The organism is Larkinella terrae (assembly GCF_009668025.1).
Taxonomy (GTDB): domain Bacteria; phylum Bacteroidota; class Bacteroidia; order Cytophagales; family Spirosomataceae; genus Larkinella; species Larkinella terrae.
The window spans coordinates 298,584-317,475 of record NZ_WJXZ01000002.1 but is presented as its reverse complement, the minus strand read 5'-3'; the positions used below and the strand labels follow the sequence as shown (position 1 = coordinate 317,475).

Below are 18,892 nucleotides of genomic sequence, written 5' to 3'. Positions count from 1 at the left end.
GCATTAACGAGTTACAACAATGGCAACAATGGAAAGCGCACTCAGAATAATGGGTATTAACTGGTAATTCCGGTCGGCATTGGCGATACGGGCCTTGCCGGGTTCGACATACACGATATCGTTGGGATGCAAATAATAATACGGCGACTGAAAAAGGTCCCGTTTGGTCAAATCGATATGATTGAACGTCCGCTGCCCATTTTCCTCCCGAATCACCAGTACGTTGGTACGCTTCCCGTAAATGGTAATGTCGCCCGCCAGACCCAACGCTGCGGGCAATGTGATGGATTCCGTCGGAATGGAAAACAGCGACGGTCGGGCCACTTCACCCGTGACGGAAATCTGAAAATTAAGATTGCGGACGTTTACGGTCGGCTCTTTCAGATAAGCGAGGAGCTTTTGCCGGATTTGCCGGGCGGCCTGGGCATTCGTCAGGTTCTGTACGGTCACTTTGCCAATCAGCGGCAGTTCGATCTGCCCCTCCTCGCTTACCAGATAACCCAGTTGAGACGGCATTGGCGTCGTTGGCGTACTCTGTATATTATTCATCCCGGACATGGCTGTAATCGACGAATAGGGATTAAAGAGCGCCGTTGCTTCCAGACTCAAACTACTCACCTGGACAGACAGCACATCTCCAACCTTAATAGTCGGTATATACCGGTTCGACATCGCAACGGTGTCTTTTGTATTCTTATTTTTCTGATACAGTACTAACTCCTTACTCGAAATGCAACTTGTCAGGCAACCACATAAACCAATAAACCAGTATCCGGCCTGTGTACTCAGTATGCGAAAAATCATAAAGTCCACTTAATAAATTAATGATACTAATTCTGGAAATAATCTGACTTTGAATGCCAGACTTACGTATTCAGTTCATTATTGAGTAAAAAGACTTCACATGAAAATAAATATATAAGTATTTTTACTTATCAAGAAAAATGAAAACAATTTAAGTAACCAAAACCCCAAAATCGGTTAAAAGTGTTTCATTCACCATCAGTTAAACTTTCTAACTGATATAAGCGAACTTATCAGGGACAAATGCTTTACAAAAATAATACTTATGAAGTGAATAAAAATAGAATTTAATTCTGCTAATCTAGTAAGTAGTTGCTTTATCTCTTTTATCAGACAGATAGTTTACTGATATCTGAAGCATTCAGTGACTTCGTCTGTTACCATTCGCTAAGTGATAAAAAGCTATCTACTACTCAAATTTTTACTTGTATAAATTTTCTACAAAATATGCTAACCCCTCTGTGTTTTTGCACAATAAAGAATAGTTATTATTGCTTGTACAAATATAATTTTTTCAATTATCTTTACTCCAATTCCTGTATTTAACAGACAAAAAAAGCCGTCTGAATTTACAGGCCCATTCTGCTTATTTTATTATATGGTTGTTAAATGCGGATTGGAAATTGAGCGCTTTCAAAGAATCATTACCTTTAAACCAGCGATTTTTATATCACCATAAAGAGAGAATCAGTAACATCTATGGGTAATTTTTCAAATTGTACGGCACAGAATACCAGAGCAAACCCCGCCAAATGGGGGTTTGCTTGCGGTGTCGTCCGGGCAATGCTACCGCTTGATAAATGAAGGCAGGTATCTGGATGGCGGTTTTTCTCTCATCGCAAATGAGATCCGGCGTACCGGTTTGTGATCTCCGATTGATGCATCACACTGGAAAGACGGTGTACCACCCGTTTGGTAAGTATGTAATAATACGTATACGTTAATGGTAATTTGGCTGCGGGATTACGGTAAGTGATATTTTAGCCAATTTATTCCGTTTTCAGGACCCGTACGGTTTTAAACTGTGTTGGTGTACTGACCCGAAGCCAGAGCAATCCCGTCGGCTGGTTTCGGAGGTGTAAGCGTTGCCGTTCAATGAATGCCGCCTGCGCCACATACTGATCGGTAATCATCCGGCCCTGTACATCCGTTAGCTGCAACCGCAGCGTCTCACCTTCTACTCCCCGGACTTCTACTTCGACGGCATCGTTCACAACCGGGTTTCCCAACACGATTACTTTCAAATCAGCGTTATCTTCGGCCGACAGGCGGGCACCCGTACATTGGTAGGCTTTTGGGGACCCTTTCAGTTGATAAGTACTTCCCAACACCCGGGCTTTTACCATCGTCCCGTTTTTCAAACCCGCGGGAGGGGTAAAATTGTACGCATGAATGCCATTTCCCTTGCCCGCGTCTTTCAGATCGGATCGGTAGATGTTGGCTGCCGTGCGGCCCAGTATCGTAGTGGTGACAGGCGAACCGGTTTCGAGATAAAACTCAACCGTAAATGCGGTATTCGGTTTGTCCCGATCCCAGACCCAGCCCCGAATACCTCCGCAATCCAGCTTATCCAGAAACCCTTCGAAATTCCCCGTTACCGCAGGTGACGCTTCCGTGCTTGTTGCCGGAGCCGCTACCGGACCAGCAGCGGTAATTGGCGCGGCTGCCGGATTTACCGTCAGGTTAACCGTTAAGCTACTGCTCGATCCCTGCCCGTCGGTAGCCGAATAAGTCAACACCACAGTGCCTGATTTGGTGGGTTTTCCGCTGATGATCCGATTAGTCGCATTGAAACTGAGTCCGTCCGGCAAACTGCTCAACCCATACGTCAGCGTGCCGCCCTCCGGATCGGTAAACGGTGCCAGCGTGGTCGAAAACGGCACACCCACCTGGGCCGTCAGCGGGCCGATTGCCGGCGGGGTTGGCGGTTTGTTCGAAACCGGGGGTTTGCTGGCCGCAGTACAGGAGGCCGTTGCCATTGAATTGTGGCTCAGCCGATCCAGGGATTTGTCGTCGACATTTCCCGAATTGGTCAGGCTCAGATTGCAAACGAGGGTGTTGTAACTGCCGCTGTTCAGATACAGGCCGTGATCGCAGTTGATTGCCGTGTTGTTCTCGAAAACACTTCCCAAAATTGCCGGGATCTGCTCGTCTACGTAATAGCTCATCTGATGGTATTCCAGGTAATTCAAAAACCCTTCCGGAAAAACCGCATCCACCACCGCGGGCACGTTCGGAGTTCCGGCCCGGACCGTGTTGCCCCGCACTTCCAGCCCCACCACCGAGGTCCCAAACGTTTTTGTATCGATGTGCTGAACGGAATGTACGCCAATGAAAACGCCGTTGCTCCCGTCCGTATTCGACACCGAATTGCCAGTGATTTGGTTGTTGTACATTGGGATAAACTGCTGACGGCCATTGTATTGCTGTTGAATCGGCGTCAAATCGATCGAACCGCTGTTGATCAGCGTATTGTTGACCACCGCTACATCCGTGGTGGCATTGTGGTAAAACGTGATACCCCGGCGATTTCCCTCCAGCCGGTTGCCCGACACCAGCCAGTTGCGCGAACCCCAGTTGAAAATCGCATAACGACTCCCCACGCCCGGAATCACATCCCAGGCCCGGTCCAGTTCCAGCGTCTTGCCAGTCCGGCGGGTGATGCTGCGCCACTGCCCCATGCCCTTCCCGCTGACGATGGCTACCACCGGCAGCCGCTGAAACTTGCCCCAGTTTTTGTTCTGGTCTTCCAGCGTGGTAGCCGAGGCTCCGGTGACGGTTCCGGTTTCTTCGTCGATGCGATCACCCGCTCCGCCCTCGCTGATGATGGTTTCGCCGTCGTTGCTGTTCTGGGCCGGGCCGTTAATAACCTTGAATTCGTTGTTGAGAATGGCCAGATTCTGCGTAAAGTTGAGAATCAGCACGTGGTGGATGGTATTGGTCGGGTAGCGGGCCGAACCGTCGCGATACACCCGGTTATTTTCAAAAACCCCTTCGTGCGTCTTATCCAGATTCAGGCCATCGACCGCATACGTGAAGGTATTATTTCGCAATACAAAGTTGCTGCAATCGGCCAGTTGCAAAGGTCCCCTGTACCGGAACTGGCTATCGACGCCTTGATTAAGGTCGGTATTCGCAATGACAAGCTTGTTGCTGTTGGCCAGCCACAGCCAGTCGCTGCGGTTGAGGTCGAACCGCACCCGCTGCAGAAAAATCTCCGTGCCCTGCCCCCGGCTGCTGTTGAGCAAAGGGCTACCGGTTTCGTCCACATTCAGCAGGGATAAATCGGCCAGCCCAGCCTGCCGCACCGATGGCCAGTCCAGCCCCAAATGCGCTACGCCCGGTTCGTAACCAAATTTGATGATCGTCTGATCTTTCCCCGCTCCCTGAACGACTACCCGATTCCGCATTCGGAGGTATTCAAAATACGGATAAAGCAGCAGTTTGTACGTCCCGGCGGGCAGGTAAACAATACCGCCCCCATCGGCCGCAGCCTGCTCAATGGCTTGCTGAATGGCAGGCTGGTCGTTGGCCTGGCCGTTTCCGACGGCTTTCAGTTTCAGGCGGGGATCGGTTTTGACGTTATATACATTGGTATAAAAATCGAGTTTGGCCGCCCAGCCCACGCCCAGTTGAAAGTAATCGACACCCGGCGTAACGGTAGTAAGTGTCAGTTCCATCGTGGTCAGGTTGGTCGCTCCGGCTAATCCGTTGGTCAGCCGAACGCTGTAGACGCGGCCCGGCTGCAGCGTAGCCGGCAGTTTCAAATTGAGTTGGTAGGCATCACTTTTGGCTGACTCAACGACGGCTTCGTGCGTAACTCCCGATCTCTGATCGACCAGCCGCACACGGGGCGTTGCTCCGGGAAACTGCAGGTTACGGCCAAAAACGCGAACCGAACCACCGGGGGTAACCTCAGGCGAGTCGAAATGCATGCCCCTGGCCTGGTTGACAAAAACGCTCGGGCTCCGTTGTCCCTGATCTTCCACCCAGATTTCGTAGAGTTCCCGACTGAGTTTAGCCGGAATCTGAATGGTCGCGTGGTTGGCGCTTTGGACCAGAATGGGCAGCATTAAGGGGGTAGTAGCGGATCCGGAAAGCAGGAACGCTTTGGCCGAGGCTCCGAAGTTACCCTGCAGGCTGACGGCTTCGCCGGGTTGCGCCGAGGGGCTGGCATTGAAAATACGGACTTGAGCAATCAGGGTGGATGAACAGCAGAAAAGCAGAAAGAAGAAAAGTAAATGACGAATCATAAAGTTGAATTTTACACAGATGACAAATTCTGACAAATGCACAGCATTATTCTGAACAAGCCTTACAAGCGGCTTTCGTGTACCAAGCAAAAGCAACATTCCTTCGAATGTGAGCTGAATACAGGAAGAGAAGACCCAATGACCGGCCGTGGCAGACCGTCCCGGGCAGGGTTAACATGGAGAGGTACTAAAAGGAACTTTTGAACTTATTCGTGAAAGCCTTTGCATCTGACGAATCGTGTGGAATTCACAGAATAGCCCAGTCTATTTTCCCGCGAAATCTATGCCAATCCGGCCCGTTTTCAGGAGGGTTTGCAAAAAATAGGAGCAGAAAGAGCCGGTTTTTGCAGGATGGAGGATACTGAAGGAGCAGAATTAGTAAGCGGCCATTTCCGATTGGCCGATCGTTGTAACTAACTCTATTAATGACGCTACCGGACATACAAAAAAGCTCCCCAAGTGCTTGAGGAGCTTTTTTGTATCAAGGTATCAAGATATGCAGTTTATTTTCCGGCTCCCGTCACCTTGTAAATCCGGCCGTCGGCTTTGGTATAAATGTAGAAATCCTGATTCAGGCCGAGGCCAAACCGCAGGTCGGTTTTTTTGCTGCTACTCAGCGTCTGAAGGTCGGCGGTTTTTCCGGCTACCTGCAACGTAAACTCCTGAATCGGAGCCTGTTTGCCCGGTTTAAGCTGGCTACTTTCCACAAAGAAAACCCGCCCGCTGACAATATCGCCAAAGATGTACTTCCCGGTCAGCGCCGGAATGGCTTTGCTTTCGTAGACAAAACCGGCCGAAAAAGCGTTGCCTTCGTCGTGGTCGTACTGAACCACCGGATACGTGTATTTGAATTTCGCATCGTCGGCGGGCAGGGCATACACCCGATCCATGCGGCCCCGGTGGTTGATGACAAACGTCCCTTCCCGCTCCGGCCAGCCGTAATCGGCCCCGGCAACACCCAGATTCAGCTCCTCCGCCTGCGCCTGACCAATGTCCGAAATCAGCATTTTTCCGTCCTGCGACCAGGTAATCCGGTTCGGATTGCGGAATCCCTGACAGAAAATTTCACCCAAATACGCCTTGTTGGTCGCAAACGGGTTGCTGGCCGGAATGCCGTATTTACCGTTTTTGCTGTTTTTTCCTTTTGGATCAATGCGCAGGACTTTTCCCCAGGGGCGGTTTTTGTCCTTGCAGATGAAATAAAAACCGTTTTCGGTGGCGCCACCGTCGCCGATGCCGATATATAACAAGCCATAATCCGGTGTACCGGGTTTGGCCAGCGGATTAAACGTAATTTCCTGAACGCCGTGAATCGGGCTCACCATGTTGATCCGAAACAACTCCCGACCCGTTCCGGCAAATTCCTTCGCAGCCGGGTCGTTCACCTTCCACTCGATCAGCACCCATTGCAGCGTCACCTTGATCGAGTCGGCGTAGGCGAAGTCGGCGGGGGCGGTATTGGCTTTTTCGGTGTGGGTCGTATAAAACAGACCGTTCGTCTGAAAATCCGGGTGAAATGCGTAACTGCCAAGGCCGGTTGCCAAACCGGGTGTGTGAATGAAATTGGGGCGTTCTTTCGCGAAATCCATGAAAACCCGCAGCGCATTGCCTTCCATTTCGTACAGCGTTCCCCGCAAATCTTCCAGGAAAAGCCGGTCTTTTTTCCCGGGCAGTACCTGCATTTTGTTGATGCGGGCCAGCGGTACTTTCTCGGCACTGGCCGGAGCCTTAGCCACTTCCTGCAATTCGAGATGCAAACCGGACTGCGGTATTTTGGTCGGAATCGGGTCTTTCAGCTCAGCGCCCAGTTTTTCGCTGCCGATATCGACATTCGACACTTTCCGTTTCGAGTGAATAAAGGCCATCAGGGCTTCCACGTCGCCATCGCTCAGGTGGGTGAACGGCGGCATGGTTTGCTTGTATTCCTCAAAAAGCGCATACGCCCGGGCGTCGCCACTCTTGATTACTTCCGGCGCGTTATGAATAAACGTTTTCAGCCAGGCCGCCGGAACCTCCAGCGTCACCGTCGCCAGATTGGGCCCAATTCCCTTTTGCAGAAAATTATGGCAGGCCGTGCAGTTCTGCTGGAACAACTGCTGCCCTTTGGCCAAAACCGCCTTATCGGTTGAATAAGCGGGGTTGGCCGGTACGACCGGTTTTGAGCTGGACTGGGGTTTAGCGGTTGGCTGCGCGTACGATTGCGTCGACAGGGTAATGAACACAAAAGCCCACAGACCCAGGTGTTTTTTGAAAGGGAAGTACGTTGAGGTAAATGAGTTGGCGAAAGGGTTCGGAATGTTCATGCGATTGATTTCATTTTCGTTTGAAAATTAGGTCAATATCTTGCCAAAATCAAACGCGAACCCTTTTCAATCGGTCCTGTTCACGAAAAAATGCTACGCCGGTTCGCCGGTGATGCGGTTTTGCCCGGTAAGAAAGCAATGACCGCCAGAACCGTGTCCAAGTGTTCGAACAAGATTCTGGCGGTAAAATTCGCCCGCTTTTTGCCTGAGGAACTTACGCGAAAACCGTTCCGGCCTACGCCTGTTCCAACGTTGCCATATCCAGCTTCGACATTTTCAGCATGGCCTGCATCTTACGTTTGGCTTTTTCGGGATCTTTGTCCTGCAGCAATTTCCCTAAATTGGAAGGAATAATCTGCCAGGACACACCGAATTTGTCTTTCAGCCAGCCACACCGCCCCGGTTCTCCCCCATCGGCGGTCAGTTTTTCCCAGTAGGCATCGACTTCCTCCTGCGTGTCGCAATTGACAAACAGCGAAATGCCTTCGGAAAACTTGAAATGCGAACCGCCGTTCAGCGCCGAAAACGGCTGCCCATCCAGCTCGAACGTCACGGACATCACAGTTCCGGCGGGCACGGGCGCTCCCTCGCCGTAGCGGCTGACGCTGGTAATTTTCGAGTTTTTGAAAACCGACGTATACAGCTGAGCGGCTTCTTCGGCCTGGTCGTTGAAGGTCAGGAATGTGGTGATCTTTTGCATGTTGTTTACGTCTTTGGTTGTTGGTAAGACAAAAGTAGCAGGCGGTTTTGTAACCGAAGGAGGGTAAAAATGACATTGGAAGGGTGGTTTGCGACAAACTCGCAAGCGGGCGGTTGGGGAAGAAGTTCGGACTTTGGAGAAGCAGTGAGTAGCGCGTTACAGTTCAATTATTACCCATTTTTCGGCTTGTGAATATGGTCTTGATGCCAACCGTTGTATTTTCTGCTCGATAAAAGCATACCGGTAGAGGAATCCAGGAGTTGTTTGAAGATTCTTAGTAATGTAATTCTCAGGAATTGAGCCATTCACATATTTATTGCTGAGGAATACGCAGCTTTGCCGTTTTTAAATAGCTAATTTTGAGTAAACCAAACTTCATATTTTGCTTAGGTTGCTTATCTTGAAGTATGAATTATTATTTAGGTGTAACCGACTGGCGCTGGTATAATTATCTGAGTAGCCTAGCTCCAGAAGATGTGAATTTTTGGCAACCTGGTGGACAAACTTCTTTTCGGGTTCTTAAGCCTGGTGGTGCATTCCTTTTCAAATTAAAAAGTCCGCGCAATGCTATTGGCGGCATAGGCTTTTTTGCCGCTCAAAGCCAACTTCCACTTTCTATTGCCTGGGATACATTTGGTCTCCGCAATGGGTGTGGAAGTTTCGAACAGTTTAGAACAATGATCCAACAATACCGCAAAAATCAGGAGCGAAATCCAACTATCGGCTGCATAGCACTTACAAACCCAGTGTTTTTTAAACAAGAAGACTGGATAACCGTTCCAGAAAATTGGAGTAAAAGCATCGTACAAGGCAAGACATATAGTACAAACGATAGCATTGGCCGGGCGCTCTGGCAACAGATTGAAACAGTATTAGCAACTTACCTAACAACCGTTCCTAAAAGTCAAGATTCGTTTACAGTAGCCGAAGAATTACCTCAATATGGAAGCGCGGTTTTGCAAAAAGTGCGCATAGGACAAGGTGCTTTCCGGCTTTCGGTAATAGATGCCTATCATAAAAGGTGTGCTATTACAGGTGAGAAAACTTTACCGGTTTTAGAAGCAGCTCATATTAAGCCCTTTGCTGAATCTGGTCCTAATCAAACAGCTAATGGGTTACTGCTACGTTCCGATATGCACAAGCTTTTTGACAACGGTTATATTACAGTTACTCCCAATTTTAAAATTGAAATAAGTAAACGGATCCGAGAAGAATTTGAGAATGGTAAAGAATACTATCAATATCACGGAAAAAGCTTACTAATCCTTCCTGAATTAGAAATAAATAAACCTTCTCCATTTTATTTAGAATACCACAACGATAAGATTTTTCGGTCGTAGGAAACAAACCCTAATCGCGTGAACTCCGTATTCCACTATAGCGTCCTCCAATACCATCACTCCCAGGCACTGGGTGAGGTGTTGAATATTGGGGTATTGCTGTGGTTTCCGGAGCAGCGTCAGGCGGTTTTCCGTTATCCATCGCGGCTTAGCCGCATCCGAAAGCTGTATCCTAAATTTCCTGAGAAAACAATCCGATCTTATTTTAGGGGAATATCCATCCGAGCAAATCAACTAAACAAACAGCCGGAAATCTTTGCCAATTACAAACAACACCCGCGCCAACTGATCGACAACGAAATCCTGATTCGTGATTCCAGCGCCTTGCAATTCGGTGAGGTCAAAACCGGTGTTGTCTATACGTCTGACTTAAGCAAGATTGCGGATGAATTTTACCGGCTTTATCTGGCTTTTTACGATGAAGAAGACCCAAATCGGGGACGTCATGATGATGCGTACTTGCTTACTTCCTTTAAAAAGAACTTACGCCAACGCTTGCTGGGGCGCATTAGCCGCGAAACGTTGGAGCAGTCCATAACGGTCAAACCGGGCAGCACGGATTTGTCGTATCAGTTTCCTTTTGCCTGGCAAAATGGTACTTACAATCTGGTCAAACCGGTCAGTTTCGACCTGAAGTTGGAGCAGTCCATTCACGAGAAAGCCACCCTGAATTTTGGCCAATTCACGCTGTTGCAACCCTACGCCGATGAACGCAACGCCCGTTTCGACCTGCTGGTGGCCCGACCGAAAAACCGGAGTCTTTATAAGTCTTATGATCAAGCCATTGAACTGATTGATCAACAACCGCGCGTGAAAATCGTGGAAGAAAGCGAGTTGTCGGATTACACGGAGAAAACCGCCCAAGCCCTGAATAATCCCAATTGAAACCGCCTACAACGCCTTCCCCGAAAACGTAATGATCGGGAAGCATTCCGGGACGTGAGAGTCCCAGACGCGGTGGGAATTCCAGGCCCAGCCGCCGTGGTCGGTCGACGGAGCGGCTTCCTTGTAGGTGTTGAAGCGCGAGAAATCAATCCGCCACTGGTCGTTGTTTTTCGGCGGCAGCGCGCGGTGATCGGCTTTCGCGAGCCAGTCCATGCCTTTCCAGGGAAACGCCAGCTCGACGGTCCACCGGCGGTCGCGGTCGCGGTTATCGTTCAGCGTACCGTCGATGGAAACCGCCGTTTGCAGGCCCGGAAACCGGAAATCCCAGGACCCAATCCGCAATCCGCGGGGGTGTTTTTTGAAGCCGACGCCGTTGAATTTCCGGACGTTCGGATTAGTGAGCGCAAAGACCGGATCGGCACCAAAACCGCCTTTTTCGTAGGCTTCCTGCCACACAAAAAACACTTCGTAGCGCGTCCCTAACGCATTGATTTCGAACTCATAATAGGTGTCTTTCCCGGCGATAAAAACCTCGACGTCGTTGTCGGTATAAATCGGATCGTTCTGCTTCGTCAGTTTACCGGTGATCTGCGGTTCTTCCACCCAAAAACCGATGTAGAGATTCTCCTGATCCCAGCAGACGGCCGCCCGCGTGTCGTGAATTGTTGGCTCCGCCGTAACCAGATCGACAAACCGGGGCGAGCGCGGGATTTTAGCCCAGATTTCCTCGTCCAATTTCCCGTCGATCACGAGCGGTTTTGGGGTGCGATACGCCGTGTAGCGTTCAATCGTCTTTTGATCGCAGGGAAAGGCCCATCGGGTGGTATCGACCGTCGACTGGCCGGTTGTCCCGACCGGAATTTGCAAAACCGACCCCTGAAAGAAGAGTAAACCGAGAATACTAATCAGAAAGGAAGGCAAGCCAGCGGGGTAGTGTTTTTTCATGCGTATTTGGGGCGCGTTATCCCTAAAAATAGTGCATCGTCCCCGAATTCCGCCAGCTATCTTTAAAAAATTTAAAATATTAAATTTTGCGAATGAGGACCGCCAGACGGCAATCTAGGCAAACATCTCCGCGACAACAAACTGCAAATCCGGCACGACCGGAGCCGCCGAAATGACATCCTGGCCTTTGTAGGTTTTTGAATCGTCGGGCGAGGTGTAAACAAAAATTTTCTGCCGTTTCGGAGCGATATACCAGACCAGCTGCGCACCACCGTCGAAATAATCCTGTAACTTGTCCAGCACGTCTTCATACGACTCTGAATCCGACAGAATTTCAATGGCGAAAATCGTACTGATCCGTTCTTTCCGACGAATCGCCTGCTTTTGCTCAGCAGTGACATACGTCAAATCAGGAATCCGCTTGCGGACGCCATCGACGTATGAATCCAACTCAGGCAACAATTCGTCACCTTGTTTCGACAAACTGGATTGGTAAAATTGACGAATTAAAAAACTGGTGATAAAAATTTCTTCTTGTTTCATAGCGGGCTTTGGTATGATCCGGCCGCGCACAAACTCATAATTACCCTCGTGGGGATAGGTCCGCTCCCACTCTTCAAACTCGTCGACGGTTTGCAGGTGGGTTGGCAAAGTAGGTGTAGTTGGCGTGGCTATCATAACGATCATTCATTGGCAGTAGCCAAATTTACAATTTCTGCGGCAGAAACGCTAGCAGGTCTGGTATTGCATCCGCCTAATCCCTGGCGTACTTCGATTTTAGTTTCCGGACGACATCGTAGGCGAGTTCATCGCGCAGGCTGTTGTACAGTTGCCAGCGGGATGGTGGAAAAGGATCAGCACTTTTCAACGAATTGCCGTTGAGCGCCCGATCATCCCCGCTGAACGTTTCCCAAACTGTCACCCAGGAGCGACTTTCCCAAACCGGTTCTTCCCACAGCACTTGCCCCGTTTGTGTATCCAACGCCCGCATCCTCAAGTCCAGCCCGGCACGGATTTCCCGGCGATGGGTCGTCAGCGTTCCACTCACCTTCTCCATAATATCAACTTTGGTGGAGTCGTTGATTTTTTTCTCCCCTACTTTATACGACTGACTGCTGTAAATGGTGGTGGAGGAGGAGGAAAAGTCTTCGCTGAAAGGCAGATAATGGGTCACCTGGGCCTGAACAGCCTGGTGAATCGGAAAACCATCACCGGCCTGTTCGCCGGGCGGATAAAGCCGTACAAAGGTTGAAGGTGCCGCGTTCTTCTCAAGCTGCTGAAAAATAAGCCGTTGCAATTCTTTGTTTTCGCGGGGACTGATTTCGTTCGTTGGACTGAGCGGTTCCACAACCACCCGAAGAATGGCGAAGGGCAGCGCATCTTCCGATTTAGCGCGGGCCTGCCGGTAATCAGCGACCCAGTCAATGGCTTTCCGGTAACTAATGTAAGCTTCTTTAGCCGCCAGGCGGTTTTCTTCGCGAAACGGAAAAGCCTCTTCGGCAATGGCGTACCGGTCGGCTGCGGCTAACTCACGCACTTCACGGAGCCGGTCGGCGTACGAAGTGGGGTAAGCGGCCAACCACTCCGTACAGGCGTCGCAGGACCCGCGCCGGGCGTTATCCGTCAGGAGTTGCAGTTGGGTATATTCCTGAAAGACGGTTTCCCACCGAAAGGGGTGATTCAGGTTCGCAGCGGATGCCGAAGACAGCCGCCGGATCGCGGTCTGGTGCTGGTTATAGGCGTGCACAAAAGCCTCCTTTAACACCTGCGGAGCCGTCTCATAACCGCGTTTGAATAGCCCGCGCGGCTGACTGAGCCGGTGGGAAGCTTTTTCAACTGCCAGATCAAAACGACCCCGACGAAGGGCGGTTTTGCCACTGGTGCACGCGGTCAGCACCGTAGCGATCAGGCCGAAAAACAGAATCAGGCGAAACATAACGTAAGCTGCATTTTTGCCCGGTTAACCGGGATGTAGCCATGACCCCGGAAAGTAACTTCCCGTTGGATTGCCGTATGAATTCCAGGCAATTAAAGTTACTATTTTCGGCCAATAATCAATACCGCCCCAGCGTCTCCCGCAACGACGCCACCACCGTCTGCGCCAGACTTGCCGGTTGCAGCACTTTGACGTGTTCGCCGTAGCTGCGGAGGTGCATCAGCAGGTCGCGGTTGGGGGCCAGCCGCAGCCGCACAATGCATTCGGTTTCGTCGTCGCGCAGGACTTCCTGCGTCTGGTGAATGGGTTTAGCCTTGACGTAATAGCCAAAAAGGGGCGAAAAAGACAGTAAAATCTCCTCCACGGGGTCGGTAGTGTCCGTAATTCCGTAAATGTGATCGAACAATTCCGCCACGTACGCCAGCACCGAGGGCGGCACGGCACAGGGTTCGTCCAGAATTTCCAGGTCGCTCATCCGATCGAGGGCGTAGGTTTTTTCCTTGCCGCTGGTATCATCATACCCGATCACGTACCAGCTATCGGCCACTTCGCGCAGCAGAATCGGGTGCAGCGTGCGCGGACGATCGGTCGATTCGGGAGCCGCATCGACGTGCTTGCGGTAGTGAAACGACACCTGCCGGTTCTGGTTGACGGCCCGAATCAAAACCGGTACGTATTGCCGGTTTCCGCCCAGGACTTTTTCTTCCACATAGACGACTTTACGGCCCGGTTCCAGCACGTTGCCATCTTCGGGGCGCACTTCCCGCACAATGTCCAGGCTTTGCCGCACCTTCTGGAGCGCATTCGTCAGCTCAGCCACCACCGGCGCGCCCTGCGTGGCCGCCAGCACCTCGCGGGCGTAGTCGAGCGCTTCCATATCGTCGGGCGTGAGCATCAACCGCAGCAACCGGAATTGCGGATCAGTGTAATAATAGCCGTTGCAGCGTTTGTCGTAGGCAATGGGCGCGTCGTGGTCTTCGCGGAGCCGCTGAATGTCTTTTTCGAGCGACGAAACCGAGCGAATGCCGCAGCGATCGTGCAGTAATTCAAAGAGTTTCTGTTTGGAATACCGCCGGGGATAGCGGCTGATCACCTCATCGATCAGGCGGTAACGCTGAAAAGCAGAACGGGTAATGGGCATAGGTCCGGTTTTTGGTCGGGACAAAAAAGAGAAAAAATATTTCAAAAAAACAGAAGGCCGTAAAAAGATTACGTTTTGACCGGATCAATTTTGTATCGTCCAACCCGGAGATCAGGTCTAAAAACCGCATCGCCGGACCAACGTACTACTGAACACCTTTTGCCATGAACACACTTGCCTCCCTTGCTCCGGCGTTCTATCGCCACGCAACGACCGCCAACTCCGGTTTGACCAGCCAGCGTCCCACCCGCCGACTCCCCCGATTGTCGGCCCGCCAGCTTTTCGATGTCGAACTCGGCCTGTTCCTGCTTTCGGAACTGATGCCTTCGGCCTCGCCCGTCGCCCTGCCCGGTTTACTGAGCAGCACCGACTCGGTCTGGACACCCCGGCAGCACAAATTGCGGAGTCGCGGGCTGGCCCTGCTGACGCACCTTTCCCACTTTACACACTGGTGCGATTTGCTGGAAACCTACATGGCCGTTCCGGTTCACCTGCAGGCTTACGACATCAGCCGCGATTATAGCTCGTTCCGCCCGAAAACCGTTGGTTTTTCGCGCAACCGCTTAAGCGTTCTGCGGAAAGTCTTGAGCTAATTTATATCCCTGTCCCTGCCTTCCTTTAGTACGACTATGCTGAATAACCTGCTCCAGCGCTTAACCGGTTCTGCAGCCCCGGCTGCTTTGCTTAAAACGGTCTCCTCATCTGTTAAACCGAGTCCGTCGGTCCAAACCGATCCAACGACCAAACCGTCGGCTTCTCCCGCCCAAAAATTACGTACCGTGAAACTCATCATGGTAACCGCCGAAAACAACAACAAATACTATGAAATGCGGGAGGAGTCCGACCACACCTTTACTGTTCATTACGGGCGGATTGGGGGTTCAAAAAGCGTCACCACCTATCCGATGGCGCAATGGGAACGAAAAATCCGGGAAAAAGTGGCCAAAGGCTACGTTGATCAGACGCACCTTTACGCTGAGAAAACGGCGACCGCCGACGCCAGTACCATTTCCAATGCCGAGGTGCGCGGTTTGATGAGCCGGTTGATGGAGTTTGCCAGCCAATCCATTTACCAGAACTACGTCGTAACGGCGCAGGAGGTAACGCGCAAACAGGTCGAAACCGCCCAGCATCTGCTCAACGAGCTGGCGGCTCTGGTCACGCCGAATGTAGACGTAACCGCTTACAACCGGAAGCTGCTGGATTTATTCAAAGTGATTCCGCGCAAGATGGGGAAAGTCGGTCAGCATTTGGTAACCGAATCGCCGGAAACGACCGAGGACCTCCAGCCTCTGCACGATCAGTTGGCTTCCGAGCAGGACACGCTCGACGTTATGCGGGGGCAGGTCGAACTGAATCAGGAAAACGAAACGCCCGACCAGGCGCCAACCGGTTTGCTCGAAATGATGAAGCTTGAGGTGGAACCCGTCACCGAAAAGCGCGTTCTGACGCTAATCAAACGCATGATGGGCGAAGATGCGGACAAGTTCGACGCGGCTTTCAGCGTTCGCCAGACGGATACACAAACGGCGTTCGACACCTACACCCGCAGCCGACCGAACGCCAAAACCCAGCTTCTCTGGCACGGCAGCCGCAGCGAAAACTGGCTGTCGATCCTCAAAACCGGATTGGTGCTGCATCCGGCCAACGCCGTTATTACGGGTAAGATGTTCGGTTACGGTATTTATTTCGCCGACCAGTTCAGTAAATCGCTCAACTACACCTCGTTACACGGTTCTGCCTGGGCGAACGGGCAACAGAAAGAAGGCTATCTGGGCATTTATGAGGTCCACGTCGGCCAGCAACTGAAGGTAAACAAACACGACACCTGGCACATGCAACTGGACGGAAATAAGCTGAAAAACATCGACCCCAAGTATGACTCGGTGTTTGCTCAACGGGGTGTCAGTTTGCTCAAGAATGAATTTATCGTGTATAACTCCGCCCAGTGTACGGTGCGGTATATGGTCCGCATCAAACTCTAATCATGAACACCGGAGCGAAGAAAACCACCCGCCAGGCCGTGCGCATGGCCGCTACCACGCTCATACTGGCCGAGGGCAGCACCACAACGCTGGACGTAAAAAACCATCTCCGCAAACGGGGTTACCGGGCTTATCAGGCCGACGTATCGGATTTGCTGTTCGCAGTAGCGCAACAGGAAAACTGGGCGATCAATGACAACGGAACGTACCGGGTTTACTACTTCCCGCACCTGACGGCGCTGCCAGATTATATGCTCAATCTGCCCAAAAATAATTCAAGTTTTTTCTGACAACGTAAAAAGATTACGTTCTGGTGGGTTTATTTTTGTTCAGGTTAAACGTCGAACTGACCGACAGTAAACAACATACTCATGAACGCACTGCCCCTTTCCGACACGTTGATTGCCCGCCAGTTGAGTCCGTTTTCGCTGCACTGGCAGGAACCGCTGGCGACGCAGCTCCGGTTTCAATACGAGTTGCCGGGGCAGTTGGCAAACCGGCTGTTGAATGTCGAACTGGGGCTTTTTCTGCTGGCGGAACTATTGCCGCTGGCTCCGCCCCAGGCCCTGCCCAATCTCCTGAATGGCGAGGGGGCGGTTTACGGAGATCGTCCGGTCTGGAAGCCGCGTCAGCACCGCTATTTAAACCGCGCCCGCGCCCTGCTGGCACCTTATCAGGACCGGACGGTCTGGCTGACGGCGTTGGCGAAGTATGAGTCCCTGCCCACCAGTATGCGGGCGTTTTGCGATCACCGGGCGGGGAGTTGCGGCTCGGAAGTAAGTCGGAGTATTTTGCGGAATCGGGAAGAATTATTTCGAAAAGCACTGGCATAAACCGATGGCATCTTTTCTCCAATCCGCATCCATTACCCTCGTCATGGCGTTTAAAATTCTCCTGCTGCTCGTTTTCCAGAATAAACCGCTGGTGGTTTGCAGACTATTTTGCTATGCCCTCAGCATTCGATTGGGTGTACTTATTCAATTGTTTCTCTACCGCCAGGGCTATCCGTTTCGGCTGTATCGGCGATAAAGAGAAGGGAAAAAGAGAATATTAAATGTAAAATGATGAATGTCAAATGTAAAAGTGCCGGATTGGAAACCACTTTTACATTTGACATTCATCATTTTACATTTTTCATTCAATTACAGCGTATCCCACCAGTTTTTGATGGCCTGCGTATCACCGCCAATGTTTTTGGCGGCTTCTGCGCTGTTGGCTGCATTGCTTACCCGGCTGCTGCTCGGGTATTTCAACCGCTTGGGCACATCTTTTATATCCGGGTCCAGGCTGCCGGAAGCGGGATCGATAAACAGAATATCGCCGTTCGGTTTTTTAATATCCAGCCGCAGCCGTTCCATCCAGGCCTGTAAACCCTGCATGTAGAGCGCCAGCCACTTTTGGGTGCCAATCACGTTTTTCCAGTTTCCGGCTTTGTACGGCACGCTTTCCAGATAGGTTGCCACCACTTTCGCATCCACCACACCCCATTGCGCCATTGAAGCCGTCACGGCTTCCTTGTACAGATCTTCGGCCGTGCCGGTCCCGACATTCATCCCGCGGGCGGCCGCTTCGGCTTTGGCAAACGCAATTTCGGCGTAGGTGATCATATACCCTTTGGCCGAACCGCTGTAGGCAATCACGCCCGGTTTCGATAACCCGATCATGGTCGGCGAATTGGCTTCGGTGCCATACACCTTGCCAATATATTTCCCATTGGTGTCGTCAGGCCGGGCAAAAATCGGCAAACGGGGATCATTAACGGACCGCAGATACTCGACCAGCGTGGAAGTAACCGCAAACTCGACCAGGGGCCGTTCCACATCATTGTACGGAAACCGGTTGGTGGTTGCAGCTACGTTGTACGGAAAAAAGGCATCCTGACTGACGCTGGTAAACGTATTTTTAACGGCCTCTTCAATCACCGCTTTCGATTCGGCGGGCTGGGCGTCGGCAGCCCGCAAGGCAATGCGAATGCGGAGTGCGTTGGCGATACGGACCCACTGTTTGGGGTCGCCATTGGCAATAATATCGCCCCGGATGGCGCCCGATGGCGCAGCCAGCACATCCACCTGTTTTTTCAGCGACGCCAGCAGTCCGGCATACACATCTTTGCCTTTATCATAAACCGGCTGCGGAATGTCGTCGCCTTTGAGCGCCTGTGAATACGGAATATCGACGTACGCATCGGTCAGCACGTGAAACAGCCAGGCTTTCAGGATTTCAGAAACAGCCAGCATGTGCGGATTGCTTTCTTCCGGATGCCGGTTGTAGTAATTCTGAATTTCCTGCAAATCCATCAGCGGGCCGGAATACAAACCGGTCCACAAACCGTCGTTGGTGAACAAAAACCGCCCGTCGGAGGTCTTGTCGGTTCCCATCCAGTATTGCGACAGTTCCATGCCGATTCGTCCGTTAAAATACGTATCGTACATCAGGTCCGACGCCCGTTTCTGGGCGCTGGCGAGCAAAAATTCCGGCTGGGTTTCGCTGGAACGCGCCGGATCGGTATTTAACTTCTCGAAGTCCTGGCATCCTGAAAAGGCGACGAGCAGAGCCGCCCACAGGAAAATGATTTTGAATTTCATAGCGATCATGTTATC

General features: G+C 51.4%; 16 protein-coding genes. 7 read left to right on the top strand and 9 right to left on the bottom strand.

Annotated features, from left to right (window positions below):
- Nucleotides 1–3: 3 nt before the first annotated feature.
- From GJJ30_RS05405 to GJJ30_RS05390, 4 genes are all read right to left on the bottom strand, one after another.
- Nucleotides 4–804: a polysaccharide biosynthesis/export family protein gene (locus GJJ30_RS05405; RefSeq protein ID WP_154173948.1), complete on the bottom strand. Its 801-nt coding sequence runs from the start codon at nucleotides 802–804 to the stop codon at nucleotides 4–6.
- Nucleotides 805–1,793: 989 nt separating this feature from the next.
- Nucleotides 1,794–5,057 carry a putative Ig domain-containing protein gene (locus GJJ30_RS05400; RefSeq protein WP_154173946.1) on the bottom strand — a complete coding sequence of 1,088 codons (3,264 nt, stop codon included), beginning with the start codon at nucleotides 5,055–5,057 and terminating at the stop codon, nucleotides 1,794–1,796.
- Between the two features lie 503 nt (nucleotides 5,058–5,560).
- Nucleotides 5,561–7,360, bottom strand: a complete 1,800-nt coding sequence (locus GJJ30_RS05395) for a PQQ-dependent sugar dehydrogenase (protein WP_154173944.1) — start codon at nucleotides 7,358–7,360, stop codon at nucleotides 5,561–5,563.
- 235 nt (nucleotides 7,361–7,595) lie between these two features.
- Nucleotides 7,596–8,060 carry a VOC family protein gene (locus GJJ30_RS05390; protein WP_154173942.1) on the bottom strand — a complete coding sequence of 155 codons (465 nt, stop codon included), beginning with the start codon at nucleotides 8,058–8,060 and terminating at the stop codon, nucleotides 7,596–7,598.
- Between the two features lie 407 nt (nucleotides 8,061–8,467).
- Here GJJ30_RS05390 and GJJ30_RS05385 point away from each other — a divergent pair, with 407 nt between their 5' ends.
- Nucleotides 8,468–9,400 (top strand): HNH endonuclease, encoded by a 933-nt coding sequence (locus tag GJJ30_RS05385; protein ID WP_154173940.1) that lies wholly within the window; start codon nucleotides 8,468–8,470, stop codon nucleotides 9,398–9,400.
- An 18-nt stretch (nucleotides 9,401–9,418) separates the two neighbouring features.
- A complete protein-coding gene (locus tag GJJ30_RS05380) occupies nucleotides 9,419–10,285 on the top strand; it encodes a DUF3037 domain-containing protein (protein ID WP_154173938.1) in 867 nt (288 codons plus the stop codon).
- Nucleotides 10,286–10,291: 6 nt separating this feature from the next.
- Here the strand turns inward: GJJ30_RS05380 and GJJ30_RS05375 are convergent, their stop codons facing one another.
- The 4 genes from GJJ30_RS05375 to GJJ30_RS05360 form a co-directional block, all read right to left on the bottom strand.
- Nucleotides 10,292–11,230, bottom strand: a complete 939-nt coding sequence (locus GJJ30_RS05375) for a carbohydrate-binding family 9-like protein (protein ID WP_154173936.1) — start codon at nucleotides 11,228–11,230, stop codon at nucleotides 10,292–10,294.
- 114 nt (nucleotides 11,231–11,344) lie between these two features.
- A complete protein-coding gene (locus GJJ30_RS05370; protein ID WP_310588193.1) occupies nucleotides 11,345–11,917 on the bottom strand; it encodes a Uma2 family endonuclease in 573 nt (190 codons plus the stop codon).
- 67 nt (nucleotides 11,918–11,984) lie between these two features.
- On the bottom strand, nucleotides 11,985–13,166 hold the full coding sequence (locus GJJ30_RS05365) for a hypothetical protein (RefSeq protein WP_154173934.1): 1,182 nt from the start codon (nucleotides 13,164–13,166) through the stop codon (nucleotides 11,985–11,987).
- Between the two features lie 118 nt (nucleotides 13,167–13,284).
- Nucleotides 13,285–14,307: a helix-turn-helix transcriptional regulator gene (locus tag GJJ30_RS05360; RefSeq protein ID WP_154173931.1), complete on the bottom strand. Its 1,023-nt coding sequence runs from the start codon at nucleotides 14,305–14,307 to the stop codon at nucleotides 13,285–13,287.
- A 164-nt stretch (nucleotides 14,308–14,471) separates the two neighbouring features.
- Here GJJ30_RS05360 and GJJ30_RS05355 point away from each other — a divergent pair, with 164 nt between their 5' ends.
- From GJJ30_RS05355 to GJJ30_RS05335, 5 genes are all read left to right on the top strand, one after another.
- Nucleotides 14,472–14,900 carry a pPIWI_RE_Z domain-containing protein gene (locus tag GJJ30_RS05355; RefSeq protein ID WP_170299130.1) on the top strand — a complete coding sequence of 143 codons (429 nt, stop codon included), beginning with the start codon at nucleotides 14,472–14,474 and terminating at the stop codon, nucleotides 14,898–14,900.
- Between the two features lie 36 nt (nucleotides 14,901–14,936).
- Nucleotides 14,937–16,292: a WGR domain-containing protein gene (locus tag GJJ30_RS05350; protein WP_154173929.1), complete on the top strand. Its 1,356-nt coding sequence runs from the start codon at nucleotides 14,937–14,939 to the stop codon at nucleotides 16,290–16,292.
- A gap of 2 nt (nucleotides 16,293–16,294) precedes the next feature.
- Nucleotides 16,295–16,582: a hypothetical protein gene (locus tag GJJ30_RS05345; RefSeq protein WP_154173927.1), complete on the top strand. Its 288-nt coding sequence runs from the start codon at nucleotides 16,295–16,297 to the stop codon at nucleotides 16,580–16,582.
- Nucleotides 16,583–16,663: 81 nt separating this feature from the next.
- Nucleotides 16,664–17,125 carry a pPIWI_RE_Z domain-containing protein gene (locus tag GJJ30_RS05340; protein ID WP_170299129.1) on the top strand — a complete coding sequence of 154 codons (462 nt, stop codon included), beginning with the start codon at nucleotides 16,664–16,666 and terminating at the stop codon, nucleotides 17,123–17,125.
- Nucleotides 17,126–17,129: 4 nt separating this feature from the next.
- The gene (locus tag GJJ30_RS05335; protein ID WP_154173925.1) at nucleotides 17,130–17,321 is read left to right on the top strand and encodes a hypothetical protein; all 192 of its coding nucleotides are present in this window, start codon (nucleotides 17,130–17,132) and stop codon (nucleotides 17,319–17,321) included.
- Nucleotides 17,322–17,434: 113 nt separating this feature from the next.
- Here GJJ30_RS05335 and GJJ30_RS05330 read toward each other — a convergent pair whose 3' ends face one another.
- Complete coding sequence (locus GJJ30_RS05330) at nucleotides 17,435–18,877, bottom strand: SusD/RagB family nutrient-binding outer membrane lipoprotein (protein ID WP_170299128.1); 1,443 nt, start codon at nucleotides 18,875–18,877, stop codon at nucleotides 17,435–17,437.
- Nucleotides 18,878–18,892 lie beyond the last annotated feature (15 nt).